We start from the raw sequence: 15,386 nt of genomic DNA, 5'->3' as shown, positions 1-15,386 counted from the left end.
CCTCCTTTAATTTGCGCCGGGATACGCTCGTATAGGTTGTTAGCGTTATCGTGCGCGTTTGAATCAGATCGCAGTGAGGTGTACATGCTGCAATGAATTGTAACAGCATGTGCCGTAGGTTGATGGAAGATTGACATAAACAGTATTTAAAATAAGCACATATTGATGCACGACCTACCCTTCATCTCTACTGCCACGTATAATAGGCTTCTATACATACCCATCTGCTGTAGCTAACGAACTTCTATCTAAAACTAATGATCCCAACTATGCTCTTAGCGTATCCCTTAGCATTAAACTGGATTCATTATCGTCGGTTGTATGCTTGTAACTGGCAAAAAGCTTACAACTAACAAGGGGTCTGGGTATCCTTTAACCGGATTACAGCCAAAACAAACAGGTCATCGTTCGGCAAACGGTTTTATGGGCACCTATACATTGGCAACTAGGTCGATAGCATTGCACATGTAGACGGTCGCAATATCTCGCTTTTTTTCATATGTTGGCAACTGAGTCGGTGTGATTGAGTAATAAAAAGGCATGTTAGACGTGGTATATTTCTACACTAGAGCAGCAGGAAAAACAGGTTAAGTATACATAACATTGCCGAGCTATACTAAACTTCGTAGTATAACTTGCAATAGCTATATATGTGCCGAACTGATCAAGCAGCAAAATGAAAATAAAAAGCAGACTCTGTAATAGAGTCTGCGCATGTTTATAATCTGAATAGTACGCTATTTTAATTAAATTTGGGGTATGTGAACATCAGTCCAGGCTTAATTATAAACTTGTTTAACAAAGTTCGAATTTTCTTTTTGATGCAAATAAAGTCATAATAGTAGGCTGTCTCAACCAAATGATAGAATTCGTTGTCTAATACCGTTCACATAGCGCTTATGATCCGCTTCGTTCGACTAACATTTCGGCAGCAGCGATTTCCAAAATCGGCATTTCGCTCCAACTATTGTTGAATGAATATACAGATATACTGTCCAGTGTTTGCTGGTCCAATTCGCCAAATTCTACATCATTTAGCAACAATTCACTCAAATACAAATTCGCCATCGCTACCGGCAATGTAGACAGCCCACCGATCTCCTGCCCTGCTGCACGGCGATCCCATACACCGATCGTTTGTTCAAATGTGAACACCGCTTTAGCGCCTTGTTCGGTGCGAAAATATACTTTTGTCTCATTGGGCAGCGATACGATATGCTCGATCACACCGTCGACCAATGGCACATCCGCTGCAAATAGATCATTGCGTACAACCGGTTTATTCATAGCGATCCCGTCCTTTCTTCTTTTTTCTGCTTTCTACTTTAGTTCTTTCTACGTCTTGCTGCCCTATATTCCTACCTCTTTCCATTTACATCTGTTGTTTGTTGCATTGTACGTTTGTGATAGGTTCCACAACTGTATTGCCATCATACTGACCGATAAATACAGAGCTGTATTTTCGTTAATCTCTTTTATGAAATGGCAGCAAACAACGTTATAACAGGCTATCCTATCATCATCCAATCTTCCGCCGATCAGATCGCTTATAACAGCTAGATCGCTCATAAACGGCTAAAAATCAAGTTGGAATGTACTTAAATAGGCTTATCATAAAGTGATTGTAAAATAGGAATAACATACATTTAATGGAAACCATGCACTGCACATGTTTTCAGACTACTGTTCTCCTTTTTCCTCTGCTGCCACATAACTGATCAATTCTGGCAGCCACTCGGACAGACGGTAAAAGCGAAAGCCTTCGCGAAATGCAAGCGAGGTGTCCATCACCCATGAATCCGGTACGCCAAATGGAGATTGGTTGCTTTCCTCCCCTTTGCTTTGCACAATCGCACGACAGCCCGTTTGACGCTCGATCTCGTTAATGAGCGCCACCAGTGTAATTTCTTCCTCTGAACGCGCATTAATCGCACCGGTCAACTCACGATCTAGACCAAGCCAGTACAGAAAACGTGCCGCTTCTTCCTCATGAATAAAATTCATACACACATCCGGATTCGGAATAATGATCGGTTCACCGCGCAGTACACGTCCTACATGAAAATGCAGTCTTTTTGTATAATCATTCGGACCAAGTACGATCGGAAAACGCACGGCTGCCGCCGCAAAACGCGTTTGCTGCAAAAAGACCGCTTCAACCTGACGTTTGCCCTCAGCATAATCAAAGCTCGCTTCCGGGTCGTCATTGATCGCCATATGCAGTGTATCCACATCATGCTCATGCAATGGCTCACTTTGAAACGGATAGACCGACAGTGAAGACGTAACGATATAACGCTCCGTTTTACCGCCAAAAATACGGCATGCCGCTTGCGCCTCCTGCGGTGTATAACAAATATTGTCGAACACCACATCATAATGCTTATCACCTACAGCTTGACGTAGCGCCGCTTCGTCCGTACGATCAGCGACTAGACGCTGAATGCCATCGCCAAACGGATCGCTCGTCTGTCCGCGTGTGAGCAATGTGACCTTATTGCCACGCTCTAATAGCAGTTCCACCAAATTTTTGCCAAAAAAGCGTGTTCCGCCGATTACAAGTACATTCGTCATTACAGATCAACCTCCTAATTGGATTTGCATTGCCTTTAATCTGTTAACGAACAACAGCTACCATAAGATACCCATATATACAAAACAGGCAATCATACGATCACACTACATATGAAAGTAAGACAAGCTAATCTGTCTTCCTAGCATGACGACCGCTTTCCCTATACAACGTACCTGCCATCTACATCCATTCTCATCATCATACTTTCGCTTGTGCAAGCTCCATCTCTTTATGCGTCCGCCATGTAAAGGTGAGCAATAACACGTATACGATCAGATTTAAAACGATATAGACGATACTAAATATGCCCGATACGATCCCCCAAGCATTGGGCTCGGCAGGGTTAGCAAACAGACCAGTCAACAGTGCAAGCGCAATCGTCACCTGACAATAGATAAATAGCTGCCAGCGACGTGTCGCTATTTGTTTTAATTTGAACAGATGCCGAGTTTCAGCTAGCTCGCCAATGCCTTTGCATAAATAATAGATCATATACATTTCCGGCAAAATAACGATCACGGTCAGCAGACTCCCCCACCACGGCTGACTCGTAAGCGCACTGCTTGCCGGCAGCAACATTTGTACAATCGACAACAACATTAGCACTAACGCGCCGAGCGCTCCTTTGCCAAAAGCGGCATTTAACGGCTTTAACTTCATAAAGCCAAGCCAATGCAGCATATAACCGACAAGCAATGGCACTTGATCAATCCAGTTTCCAGCCAAGCCGGACGTGCTGAACGCGGATGTAACAAAACCGAGCGCCCATTGACACAAAAATCCCCAGAAAAAATACATAAACCCCATCATGATCCCCCTTTTGACTATGCATCCTTTGCCCAACGTAGCGACGGTATGAACATACTTTGACCAATGATTGCCGTATGATCTGTTGTTATTTTATGGCGTTATTGGCGGTTTGTTATATGCTATCGCTATAACATGCAGTGCATGCGCGTCTGGACAAAGGGCATGAACGCTACTATTTTACCATCCTTGAACCTTTTTCCAAAATACAGTATTGATGCTGCTTGCGGGCTGTATAGGCTGGAAAATATGTTTTGTATGCTTCTCTCTATCGATAAAAGCCTGCTACGATCGACTTTTCTCCAAGTGCTCCGCTCTGTATTGTTCAATACCATTAAATGGTATAGCCAAAACGTATAACCACATTTCCGCCAGATCATGTAATATGATAAACAACTCAAGCGATTGCATCGCAGTCCAAAACTTAGGAGGAAATGAATATGCCAACAGTTCTTAGCAGTAACCTCGGATACCCTCGCCTCGGTGAACAACGTGAATGGAAAAAAACACTGGAAAGCTACTGGAGCGGTAAAACAGATAAAGAAACATTCCTGTCCACGATGAAGCAACTTCGCCTCGATCATCTGCGCAAGCAGCAACAAGCAGGCATCGACCTGATCCCGGTTGGCGACTTCTCGTATTATGACCATGTACTCGATACTGCCGTTACATTCGGACTTGTACCTTCCCGTTTCGGTTACACTGGTGGAGAGGTTACACTGGAGCAATATTTTGGCATCGCTCGCGGTACAAAAGAAGCGGCAGCAGGTGCGATGGTGAAATGGTTTAACACCAACTACCATTACATCGTGCCTGAGCTGAACGGTTTGACACCGCAATTGACCGAAAACCGTGTCCTGAAATTGTATCTGGAAGCTAAACAAGAGCTTGGTATCGAAGGTAAACCGGTCATTGTAGGTCCATTTACATTTCTGAAACTGTCCAGAGGTTATGAAAGCAATGAGCTGGCAGCATGGCTCGACAAACTCGTTCCATTGTATGCACAAGTGCTAAGCGAACTGAACGAAGCAGGCGCAAACTGGATTCAGATCGATGAGCCTTCACTTGCACTGGACGTATCGGCAGCAGAATGGGAACTTGTACAACAAGCGTATACGAAGCTGAATGAAGCTTCCGGTTCAAGCAATCTGCTTGTGCAAACGTATTTTGAAGGTGTGGACGGTTTTGGCAAGCTGATCGATTTGCCTGTACAAGGTATCGGTTTGGACTTCGTATACGGTTTGGAGCAAAACTTGAACTCGCTAGACGATTGGGGTTTTCCAGAAGATAAAGTAATCGGTGTCGGTCTGATCGACGGACGTAACATCTGGCGCTCCAATCTGGAAGAAAAGCTCGGTCTAATCAATGTGATTGCCCAAACGGTATCACGTGACCGCATCCTGCTTCAACCGTCTTGCAGCCTGCAACTCGTTCCGGTAACAACGAAACATGAAACCGCGCTAGAGCCAGTATTGCGCGATGCACTCGCATTTGCCGATGAAAAACTGGACGAGCTGGCATTGCTGGCACGTGCTGCCAACGCAGGTGGAGCGGCTGTACAACAAGAGCTGGAACAAAGCCGGAAAGCGGTATCCAGTCTCGCTTCCTCCGACTGGCGTACAGCACAGGAGCCACATACCGATCATTCGGCAACCCGTAATGTACCGTTCGAGGAGCGTCGCCGCATCCATGAACAAAAATGGCAGCTACCTGTATTGCCAACGACAACGATCGGTAGTTTCCCGCAAACGGTGGAAGTACGTCGCGCTCGCCGTCTGTGGCGTACTGGCGAATGGACAAGTCAACAATATGAGCAATTTATCGAAAATGAAATCCGCGAATGGATCAATATTCAAGAAGAACTCGGCATTGATGTGCTCGTACACGGTGAATTTGAGCGTACTGATATGGTTGAATTTTTCGGTGAACAACTGGATGGCTTTGCCTTTACGAAAAATGGCTGGGTACAATCGTACGGTTCCCGTTGCGTCAAACCACCGGTTATTTACGGTAACGTAAGCTTTGTAGAGCCAATGACCGTCAAAGAAACGAAATACGCGCAATCGTTAACGTCCAAACCGGTTAAAGGCATGCTGACAGGCCCGGTAACGATTTTAAACTGGTCGTTCGTACGTGACGACATTGCCCGCAGTCAAGTGTCATACCAAATTGCCCGCGCCATTTCCGACGAAATTTTGGCACTGGAAGCTGCCGGTATCGAAATGATTCAAGTCGATGAGCCAGCACTGCGTGAAGGCTTGCCACTGAAACGCTCCAAATGGCAGGAATATTTGGAATGGGCAGTCGGTTCGTTCCGTCTTTCCACCGCTGCGGTGAAAGAAACGACGCAAATTCATACGCATATGTGCTATTCGGAATTTCATGATATTATCGATGCGATCAAAGCGATGGATGCGGACGTCATCTCGATCGAAACATCCCGCAGCCACGGCGAGCTAATTTCTTCGTTCGAAGTGCATGGTTATGATAAAGGAATCGGTCTAGGCGTGTACGATATCCATAGTCCACGCGTACCAGCCAAAGAAGAAATCGTACAGCTAATCGAGCGCGCACTGCGTGTGCTTGATCCGAAATTGTTCTGGATCAATCCGGATTGCGGTTTGAAAACACGGCAACATCCAGAGACGGTCGCTGCCCTGAAACTGATGGTCGAAGCCGCTCACGATATCCGTCGTCAGCTTGGACAAGAAGTTGAAGTGAACGCTTAAGTTGTATGGATAAAGCTGCGGTGAGAACGAGGAAACGTTAACGTTCTCAGCGGTCAGATGAATGGCATTACTATTGCTGCATTTATGTGTACACTCGGCATAAAATGAACAAACAGAATGGCAATTACCAAAACCGGAGTAGCGACTTGCCACATGCTACTCCGGTTTGGTGATGAATAGATGTACTATACATCATCTAGCTCTGCTTATCGATACGTAAAATAGACCTATTCGATCACTCGAATAGGTCTATATTTATTCATACCCATCTTGACGGTGTCCAACATCAATAATAGTAATCAAAGTTTCTCCATCTTCGATTAACGCCAATAGGCGGTAAGCACCTATACGATAGCACCATTTGCCTTTATGATTGGCAGGCAACGCCTTTCCGTAAGCGCGCAGATTATGGCAATTCATTACATTCTTTTCGATCCAACCAATCAAGAGCGCAGCTTGATGGCGATCCATTTTTTTGACTTTTTTAATACTATATTTGAAAATCGAACAGTATACATCGTTAGTTAAAGACCCAATTCTTTTTTACTTCATCGAGAGAATAAGTCTGCTTTATATTAGCAAAATGACGATCAAACATTTCCAAATCGATTCCCCACTACTCATCATACAGCACATACGCTCTATCCGGCTGAATCTCTGTAAACCGTGCCAGCTGCCGCAATTGATAACGTATCGGCTGCTGCCCGGCAATCATAATTAGATTGCGCACATCGCTATTTTTTTCCACCGGCAATTGGAAACATTGCACTTGTGTGAACACTTCGCACAATGTCGTATAAATCGTCTGGGTTCGAATGTCGTGCAAACCGCGACCGATCAGATTCATGACGAGATAGCCTTGTGGATGTAGCTTGCCGGACATCATATGCAAACATTCCCATGACACAAGATGGGGAGGTGTACCCGCTTCGTTAAAGGCATCGAGCACAATACCATCATAGGTGCCATCCGGTTGTTGCGCCAAGATCGCTCGTCCATCACCGATCAAAATCGATGCAGGATCACAACCAAAATAGCTCACACTAACTTGTGCTACCGCTATATCCAGCTCCGCAATCTGCACCTGGCGATCCGCAAAATACCGTCCCAACGTACCGATCCCTTGACCGATTATAAATAAATGCTGCAACTGCGGCACATTTTGCTCCAGCAAATGAATAATCGCCCGTGGATACTCAAATACGATGCGCGTCGGATCATTCAAATCGAGCGCCCCTTGCACATCGGCATTAGCAAACTGCAATACGCGAAAATGCCCTTTTTCTGCGTATAAGCGATCGGTTTCATATACGATAATGTGCTCGTATTGACTTTGCTGACGATGCACAATATTCACTTTATCGACTCCCTTACTGTTCGGCTTAGCATAAATGAACTACATAAATTGTGAATGAAAGTGAGCTGCTATGATGCGCAAACTCTAGTGCTGTACCGTACCGTTTAGATTCGTACCGACTCCCGTGTACGCCATACATACAGCAGCAGCCCGATGACTGGAATCAGACCGATCCACATTATGCCTGCCGGCTGCCGTATTGCTCGTTCATCACGGCTAATAGCATAAACAGACAACAGCGTTAGCACGACGAAATCAATCGTCATCGTATGTACAAATGACGAACTGTTAAATGCTTGCGCATACGCCGCCTGATCACCACCAATCCAGCCATACGCGATCACGCCGACCGTCAATAACAGTAAAATCCAATGTGTTGCCGCTCCCTCTGCACTACGGCGAATCGATGGTGCTGTACGCACATCATGATGATGCTCTGCCCAGCGACCTGAAGCGGTCAATATAAAATACGGCAGCAACGCAAACGCTCCTAGCGCAAACGAGCCGATCACAAACGGCCATGCCGGAATGCCCCGATTATCTCCACGCAACAACAAACAAGCATATGCTAACGGAAACAGACCGAGCAGCGTAAACATCGCCATTAACGAAGGCTCATCCGCTTGCAAAGTTAACAGCGAACGCAAATAAGGATCAGCTTCCCCTGTACCCGGCGTCAAAAATACGGCATAGCCGATAAAAGCAAGCCAGATCAATAGCAGTACATATCGCATATTGGTGCTCCTCCTTTGTCATTTTTCTCCCCTATCAGCTCAAAAAATTGCCAATTGTACATTTTCCATCTGTGCCTGTTTGTACATTCGTTTCTTATCTTATCGTATCATTGTGGATACAAAACAATGATAGCTGACTGCATTTATTACCCGGTCTGCGTCTATTATCAATCATACAGCAACGATTCAGACAAGCATGAGCAAACTAAACAACAGCTATTGCGTCCCATATTCCGTACCACAGCAAAAAGCACCGCTTGCCGATCGGTTTGACGTTGCGTTTCCGATAAGCAGCAGGTGCTTTTCATATGATGGTTGATTGCCGCGCGCTCATCCATTTTAGCATTAACAGAGCTCAGCATTAAAATAGCAACACAGGTCGCGTCTATGCTCTAACTCGGTGGTTCTACACAAAATGAAATCGATTACTGCTATCCTACGATACCATACAACATGCTCTACTCGTACATCTACACATCAGCGCTATTGCCGAATACATATCCTAATCGATCGGTATAGCTGCATCGTTCGGTATCGATCATTAGCGAAACGGTATCGTGATCAGATAACCGGTATACAGAAGCGTCTCGCGCAGCAACATTGGAATTTGGCTACGGAAACTTGTATATGCCGAAGTCGTTGTTGGTGAAGAATATGCCTTTAGCCCGTTCACCTCGGCAATTAACATCGCTCGCTTCATATGAAGCGGATCGCTGACGATAGTGAATGTTTTGAGATGATAACGGCTGGCAATTTCGGCAGTATGCTGTATATTTTCCGTCGTCCAGCGTGAAGTCGTATCGGTGAAAATATCGCTTGGTTTTACACCTTGCTCGATCGCATATTGACGCGCCACCTCGGCTTCGCTTAGCTTGCCCGCCTCATCCGCACCTCCGGTACAAATAAGCTTGCCGACCAGCCCTTGCTTATACAACCAGACCGCATACTGGATACGTTCGCGCAATACCGGTGACGGCTGATTATCGGTAACAGCAGCGCCGAGTACAATCGCTGCATCGGTTGTAGCGACCTGATTGTTCTGTCCAAACGTCCAGATCGAATAAGCGGAAAAGGCAAATAACACCGTATAAGCAATGACAAGCGTTAACACGACGCGTATTGCTAGTCGGGTATACAGATGGCGTTTGTGTTCATTAAATTTAGACATTATATTCTCCATCTTTCAGCGTTGTGATCGTAAACTAATCGATCATGATCAGACTGGCGTCAGAGCGCCAATACACATAACAAACTGTCCTTATATATTATCCGGTATGTACGACTTGATTGCAATCCAAATCAAAGCCTCAGTTTGCTGCTGTCATTCCACAGAGCGCGCTGAGGCTTTATAGAGCGTTTTCATTATATTCGTCTGTATCATACTCGTCAGCTATATCCATCGTCATTCCTTCCGTATTCATTGGATAGTATACGTTTCGTTGTGGAAGCATCAACAAAGGATCGTCCATTTCCCTATTGCCACTTCCGTTTATAATGCGTCTGTGGACAAAGCAAGTGGCGTATGTTTGCGTGCGATAAACTCCTGCCGCCGGCGATTGTGTTCGATTTGACTGCGCAAATTACGTTCGTTCAGACCATTTTGTGCAAAATTAAATTCCGTTCCGGTCGCAGCGCGTGTGCGATCGAGAATTTGACCTAAATGATAGCTCGTATGCTCAACTAGATGATAAATATCGTGCAGATGATCCGGCTGAATCGTAGACGGATTGTCCAGCAATCGAGTGATCGTGTCACGCCAGGCAGCAAGTTCAGCGTCCAGTTGCGCCATGACCGCTTGTGGAGATTCGTACGTATCAGGGAAATAGTTGGAAAAGCCAGAAGGTAGTAAGCTTTCGCGTTCATTCAGACGAAGCACATTACGGTGAATATGCTCGATCACATGCATCACAATTCCGCCTGTCGTATTGGCATTGTCATACGGTTGTATCCATAACTGCTCTGCGGTCAAATGTTCCAGTGCTGCACTAAATTTATGACGATACAGCTCACACATCCGCTGGACGGAAATTTCTAAAAACAGCGAACCAAACTTGGCGTTTTCCATATTCTTTCCTCCTCATAAATAAAAGTATGAGCATAGTGTACACCAGCTTCTACCAAATAATCCATGTCCATTTTGTGATATTTGTTTACATCAATGTTAACAATTTATTGCGGTAACTTTGATAGTGTAGTTTGTATTCCAATTTATTGCCATTTCGATTAGGGGAAACCTGTTCTTTTTTGTTTTATCATATGGGTGAATATGGAATCGATATAGTGTAAACAAGACAAGTACGAATAAATTGAAATGTACAAATGGAACCGGTACGCTTATAAAATAGTGCCCTAAAATCCAGGCTAGACAGCGTCTTCAAACCTTTATCCCCTTCCTTTCGTCAGTGTCAGTCAAACAGCTAATATGTCAAATGAGCTAAGCCGCCAGTCTACTAGAATTGTGCAACAAGGAAGCAGCGCTTTCATATCGATTATGCACGTTGTGCGACTTTTGCATTCATTGCAACAAACAATGATTTTATTGAAAATCGCGTAAAAGCTACCCTTTTCGCTTCAACTATACAAATCGTATATGACTGTATTGTTACGTATACTGACATCGATAAAAATACAGCTACTTTTAAATTGAAGCGCTCCATTTAGCGTCTCTACCACGTTTATGTATGCAAGCAGACGGTTTATTTGTAATTTATTAGCTTGCTCCATGCCTGATCATCTCGTCATAGTAAGCATTATAGTAAGCATTTATATGTGTATTTTATAGTAAATAAGCAGTTATATACGTGATTTAATTGTATGTTGAACGGCAAGTTGAATCGATGACAAGCAAAGCTCATGGTCGCATGCGGTTACCTATAACGCGCCAGCCTGAATGCGATTGTTCAATTTAACGTAATCGATTAAGTTAAAATAGAGTTTGTATAGATCGCATAGCTACGTTCATCCGCATTCATTTCCAGTTTACATCGTTTGTGTTTGCGCGTTAAATGATGTATTCGCTATTTTGCAATTGACATTGTAGTTAGGATGTCATTATATTGCTTTATAAAGTAATCGATAAAGTGATGAAGGAGGGTGTGCCTGTGACAACGATATCAACCGCACGATTACGCGCCGAAATCAAAGCGGAATGGCTACAGCATATCGTTCCATTTTGGATGAATTTGAAAGATGAGCAATATGGAGGCTATTATGGTGAAGTAACATACGAACTGGAACGAAAACATAACGAGCCGAAAGGCGGGATCGCTACGGCACGATTGTTATGGTCGTTTGCCGCTGCTTACCGGATGACCGGTGATCCGCAGCTTGCCGAGCATGCACATCATGCCTATCGTTTTCTAAGCGGTGCGCTGACCGATGCTGAGCATCAAGGCATCTACTGGTCGGTCGATCATAAGGGGAAGCCGCTCGATACACGTAAACATGTGTACAATCAGGCGTTTGCCGTCTATGCATTGAGCGAATATTATCGCGCAACCGCTACACCGGCGGCGCTAGAGCAGGCGATTGCATTGTTCGAACTGATCGAAAGCGTCGGTTATGATGCCGATATCGGCGCATATCGTGAAGAATTTGATCGCTGGTGGCAGCAGCAACCGAATGAAATGTTAAGCGAAAATGGTGTAATCGCAGACATTACGATGAATACGCATATCCATGTTTTGGAAGCGTATACAACATTGTATCGTGTATGGCAGAACGAACGTGTAAAGACGGCGCTGGAACGGTTGCTTATCATTTTAAGGCACCATATGTATGACACGGAGCAACGCCGTTTGCATGTATTTTTTGATCGTAACTGGCAGTCGCTCCTTGATCTGACGTCATTTGGTCATGATATCGAAGCAAGTTGGCTGATCGATGAGGCGATGCAAGCGCTCGCTTGTCAGCAGTCCGAATATGTCGATATGGTACAAGGACTTGCCGATCGTGTAGCTGAATATGCGATACAGCCGGATGGTTCGCTCATCAATGAGCAGGAGCATGATCATATCGATCGGACACGCATTTGGTGGGTGCAGGCGGAAGCGATGGTTGGCTTTTACAATGCGTATCAGCGTACCGGTGATGATCGTTTTCTGGAACGGGTTGCCGGGCTATGGAACTATACCCGTACACATATGATCGATTCCCGTCCAGGTAGCGAGTGGTTTTGGTCGGTCGGAGACGATGGACAGCCTGGCACACGCGAAATTGCCGGACTGTGGAAATGCCCGTATCATAATAGCCGCTTTTGCATTGAAATGATGACGAGGATCGATGAAATGACTGCTGAATAAATAGATTAGCCTGTACGATAGTGCCCGGAAAATGAGTGTCGTAGTGTCACTGTATCCAAAATACGCAACGCTCAAAACGCTGGCAGCACCGAGCTACAAGCAAAATTCAGCTGGCTACCTTAGTCGAAAATAGCTGCCAGATGATCTCGGTCAACAAATCGATGTGTGAACATTTGACTCATTATAAAATACGCATTGTCAGTTACTATGTTAATTTGAAATGGTGTGCCCATCTGTTCTGTGCCCATCCGGCTGTCTCTACGTTCAGCCGGATCGTGGCAGGAGGAATTAGCCTATAGATGGAGTATAAAGTGTTTGATTTAAAAGTATGGCAATATATTTTTTTGCATTTTACTGTATAATTTTTCTTTTATTTTAATTATTTAGAAAAATTAATCATTCAACCTATGTCACTGAGGTTGCTATGAATGAATATGAACTAGTTTTGGCTATTGCGTTTTACTATTGTCTACGCTGCCATGATATGTATATTCTGTGCTTTATTAAATAACGTATAAGATGGCAATCGCTAAACGGCTACTATCTGTTTGAAATTCACTAAAACACCGAGCAGAAGTGATATGCAAAGCAATCCGGTACAAGCGATAACGATAACGAGTATGCCCGCTTCTTCCCTATAATTTAGCTTTGCGAAGGTAAACGTTTATTGCATGCCTATACAACACTCGCACAAGTTAAAATAAATAAATGACGAATCGGAGGCTAATGTATGAAAAAGCTACTGAGCAAAGCAATACTGTTCACGCTCGTCTCACTGCTGGCTATGTACGGTTTGACTGGATTGGCAGGCGAAACTGCGGCTGCGACCGGCTTTTACGTAAGCGGCACCAAATTGTACGATTCCACTGGCAAACCATTTGTCATGCGCGGTATAAATCATGCACACACCTGGTTCAAAAATGATCTGACCGCTGCGATCCCTGCCATCGCCAAAACAGGTGCCAATACGGTACGCATTGTACTGTCCAATGGCACACAATACACAAAAGATGATCTCCATTCGGTCAAAAATATCATTTCGCTCGTGAATCAGAACAAAATGATCGCTGTACTGGAAGTGCATGATGCAACAGGCAAAGATGATGTGGCTGCACTTGATGCTGCGGTAAATTACTGGATTAGTATCAAGGACGCATTAATCGGCAAAGAAGATCGTGTCATCGTCAATATTGCTAATGAATGGTACGGCACGTGGAATGGCAGCGCATGGGCAGACGGTTACAAACAAGCGATCCCCAAACTGCGCAACGCCGGTATTAAAAATACATTGATCGTTGACGCGGCAGGCTGGGGGCAATATCCGCAATCGATCGTCGATTACGGTCAACACGTATTTGCGGCAGATTCGCTCAAAAACACCGTCTTTTCCATCCATATGTATGAATATGCGGGCGGCACCGATGCGATCGTCAAAGCCAATATGGAAGGCGTGCTGAACAAAGGATTGCCGCTTATTATCGGTGAATTTGGCGGACAGCATACGAATGGTGATGTTGATGAATTGGCGATTATGCGTTATGGTCAGCAAAAAGGGGTAGGCTGGCTCGCTTGGTCGTGGTACGGCAACAATAACGATCTAAGCTATCTCGATCTGGCGACAGGTCCAAACGGCAGCTTGACCTCATTTGGCAAGACGGTCGTTAACGATCCGAATGGCATTCAAGCAACTTCGAACAAAGCGGGTATTTTTCAATAATGATGCAGACGCTGTTGCTCGGTAGATGGGTGCACAATAAACGATCACACCGGATCACGATCCGTAACTGTAAAACGTATGCTAAGCGTTAGGCAAGGTCAACCTATACCGATCGTGCTGCTCGCTGCATGCGCGCCTAAACTAGCTGCGTATACAGCATTGCAGACACAGATTCCTCTGCTGAACTCGTTTGACAGTCACCGCTTTATATCGGCGGTGGCTCTTTGTGTGTGACGCAAAAATTCGTTATGATGGAGCAGAATTGACGCAGACAGCACACTATCTTTCAGGCTATAATAAGAGGGATTGGTTTACGAATTCTATTTTTTTGCGCCCTAAAGGAGGCTCATGATGAATATCCATCGATTGGATGCCAGTCATGCCGAGGCATATCGTCAGCTACGGTTAGAAGCACTGGAGCAATACCCGGAAGCGTTTGCTTCCAGTTATGAAGAAGAATTGGCATGGCCGATCGAGCGTTTTAACGATCGTTTAAGCACTGACGACAAATTTACGATCGGGGCATGGCTGGATCAACAATTGATCGGGGCGGTGACGTTAAGCCCTGAACGAAGAACTAAGCTCAAGCATCGTGCTAACATTGTGGCGATGTATGTGCGTCCAGAACATCGCGGCTCCGGTACAGGCCGCCAACTGATGCAGCATGCGATCGGGTTGGCGCGCGAGCTAGGCGGGATTGAACAGCTGTACTTGTCGGTGATGGCGCATAATGAGCCAGCCAAGCGTCTATATATGGCACTCGGCTTTGAAACGTACGGTAAAGACTGGCGCGCCCTCAAAATCGGTGATGCTTATCATGATGAAGAACTGATGGTGCTGTTTCTATAGTCTTCTATGGGCAATAGGCTGTAAACGAATACAATTGCATCTACAACCTTCATGGAATCGCCCCATGTGACAAGTTATATTGCTGCGCCCCGTATGCAGTGATACAGCTTCACATGGGCGCGACACCGTAATGTGGAAGCAAGCTTGTAATGCATAGTCGTATTACTTCGCAATCTTCATCTAAACTGTGCAAACGATATCGCTTTTCGTCAGTTATGCGCATAGTTGATCGTTCCACTCTGTTTAACTCGTCTTTTGTGCATGCTGCTCAGTTGTGGTGCGGTTTGCTTGTTTGGCTCTCCTTTGGCGCTCGCCTT

General features: G+C 45.1%; 12 protein-coding genes. 4 read left to right on the top strand and 8 right to left on the bottom strand.

What is annotated here, in order from left to right:
* Positions 1 to 897: 897 nt before the first annotated feature.
* The 3 genes from U1I11_RS04720 to U1I11_RS04710 form a co-directional block, all read right to left on the bottom strand.
* Positions 898 to 1,287 carry a hypothetical protein gene (locus U1I11_RS04720; RefSeq protein WP_322904222.1) on the bottom strand — a complete coding sequence of 130 codons (390 nt, stop codon included), beginning with the start codon at positions 1,285 to 1,287 and terminating at the stop codon, positions 898 to 900.
* Positions 1,288 to 1,680: 393 nt separating this feature from the next.
* On the bottom strand, positions 1,681 to 2,574 hold the full coding sequence (locus U1I11_RS04715) for an NAD-dependent epimerase/dehydratase family protein (protein ID WP_322904221.1): 894 nt from the start codon (positions 2,572 to 2,574) through the stop codon (positions 1,681 to 1,683).
* Positions 2,575 to 2,773: 199 nt separating this feature from the next.
* Entirely contained in the window at positions 2,774 to 3,385 is a 612-nt protein-coding gene (locus U1I11_RS04710; protein WP_322904219.1) for a hypothetical protein, read from the bottom strand.
* A 437-nt stretch (positions 3,386 to 3,822) separates the two neighbouring features.
* Between U1I11_RS04710 and metE the strand changes: the two genes are divergently transcribed.
* A complete protein-coding gene (gene metE / locus U1I11_RS04705) occupies positions 3,823 to 6,111 on the top strand; it encodes a 5-methyltetrahydropteroyltriglutamate--homocysteine S-methyltransferase (protein ID WP_322904217.1) in 2,289 nt (762 codons plus the stop codon).
* 255 nt (positions 6,112 to 6,366) lie between these two features.
* Here the strand turns inward: metE and U1I11_RS04700 are convergent, their stop codons facing one another.
* From U1I11_RS04700 to U1I11_RS04680, 5 genes are all read right to left on the bottom strand, one after another.
* A complete protein-coding gene (locus tag U1I11_RS04700) occupies positions 6,367 to 6,600 on the bottom strand; it encodes a type II toxin-antitoxin system RelE family toxin (RefSeq protein ID WP_322904520.1) in 234 nt (77 codons plus the stop codon).
* 127 nt (positions 6,601 to 6,727) lie between these two features.
* Complete coding sequence (locus tag U1I11_RS04695; protein ID WP_322904215.1) at positions 6,728 to 7,468, bottom strand: spermidine synthase; 741 nt, start codon at positions 7,466 to 7,468, stop codon at positions 6,728 to 6,730.
* Positions 7,469 to 7,572: 104 nt separating this feature from the next.
* Entirely contained in the window at positions 7,573 to 8,202 is a 630-nt protein-coding gene (locus U1I11_RS04690; protein WP_322904213.1) for a hypothetical protein, read from the bottom strand.
* A 541-nt stretch (positions 8,203 to 8,743) separates the two neighbouring features.
* Positions 8,744 to 9,370, bottom strand: a complete 627-nt coding sequence (locus U1I11_RS04685; protein ID WP_322904211.1) for a YdcF family protein — start codon at positions 9,368 to 9,370, stop codon at positions 8,744 to 8,746.
* A 321-nt stretch (positions 9,371 to 9,691) separates the two neighbouring features.
* The gene (locus tag U1I11_RS04680; RefSeq protein WP_322904209.1) at positions 9,692 to 10,267 is read right to left on the bottom strand and encodes a DinB family protein; all 576 of its coding nucleotides are present in this window, start codon (positions 10,265 to 10,267) and stop codon (positions 9,692 to 9,694) included.
* A 1,111-nt stretch (positions 10,268 to 11,378) separates the two neighbouring features.
* On the opposite strand from U1I11_RS04680, the gene U1I11_RS04675 reads away from it, so the two are divergent.
* From U1I11_RS04675 to U1I11_RS04665, 3 genes are all read left to right on the top strand, one after another.
* Entirely contained in the window at positions 11,379 to 12,503 is a 1,125-nt protein-coding gene (locus U1I11_RS04675; protein WP_322904518.1) for an AGE family epimerase/isomerase, read from the top strand.
* 730 nt (positions 12,504 to 13,233) lie between these two features.
* Positions 13,234 to 14,220 (top strand): glycoside hydrolase family 5 protein, encoded by a 987-nt coding sequence (locus U1I11_RS04670; RefSeq protein ID WP_322904208.1) that lies wholly within the window; start codon positions 13,234 to 13,236, stop codon positions 14,218 to 14,220.
* Positions 14,221 to 14,568: 348 nt separating this feature from the next.
* The gene (locus U1I11_RS04665; RefSeq protein ID WP_322904206.1) at positions 14,569 to 15,069 is read left to right on the top strand and encodes a GNAT family N-acetyltransferase; all 501 of its coding nucleotides are present in this window, start codon (positions 14,569 to 14,571) and stop codon (positions 15,067 to 15,069) included.
* Positions 15,070 to 15,386 lie beyond the last annotated feature (317 nt).

Origin of the sequence: Paenibacillus campi, assembly GCF_034659835.1 — a bacterium.
Classification (GTDB): Bacteria; Bacillota; Bacilli; order Paenibacillales; family Paenibacillaceae; genus Saccharibacillus; species Saccharibacillus campi.
Note: the sequence above shows the minus strand (reverse complement) of the source record. Positions and strands in the feature narration are given on the sequence as shown.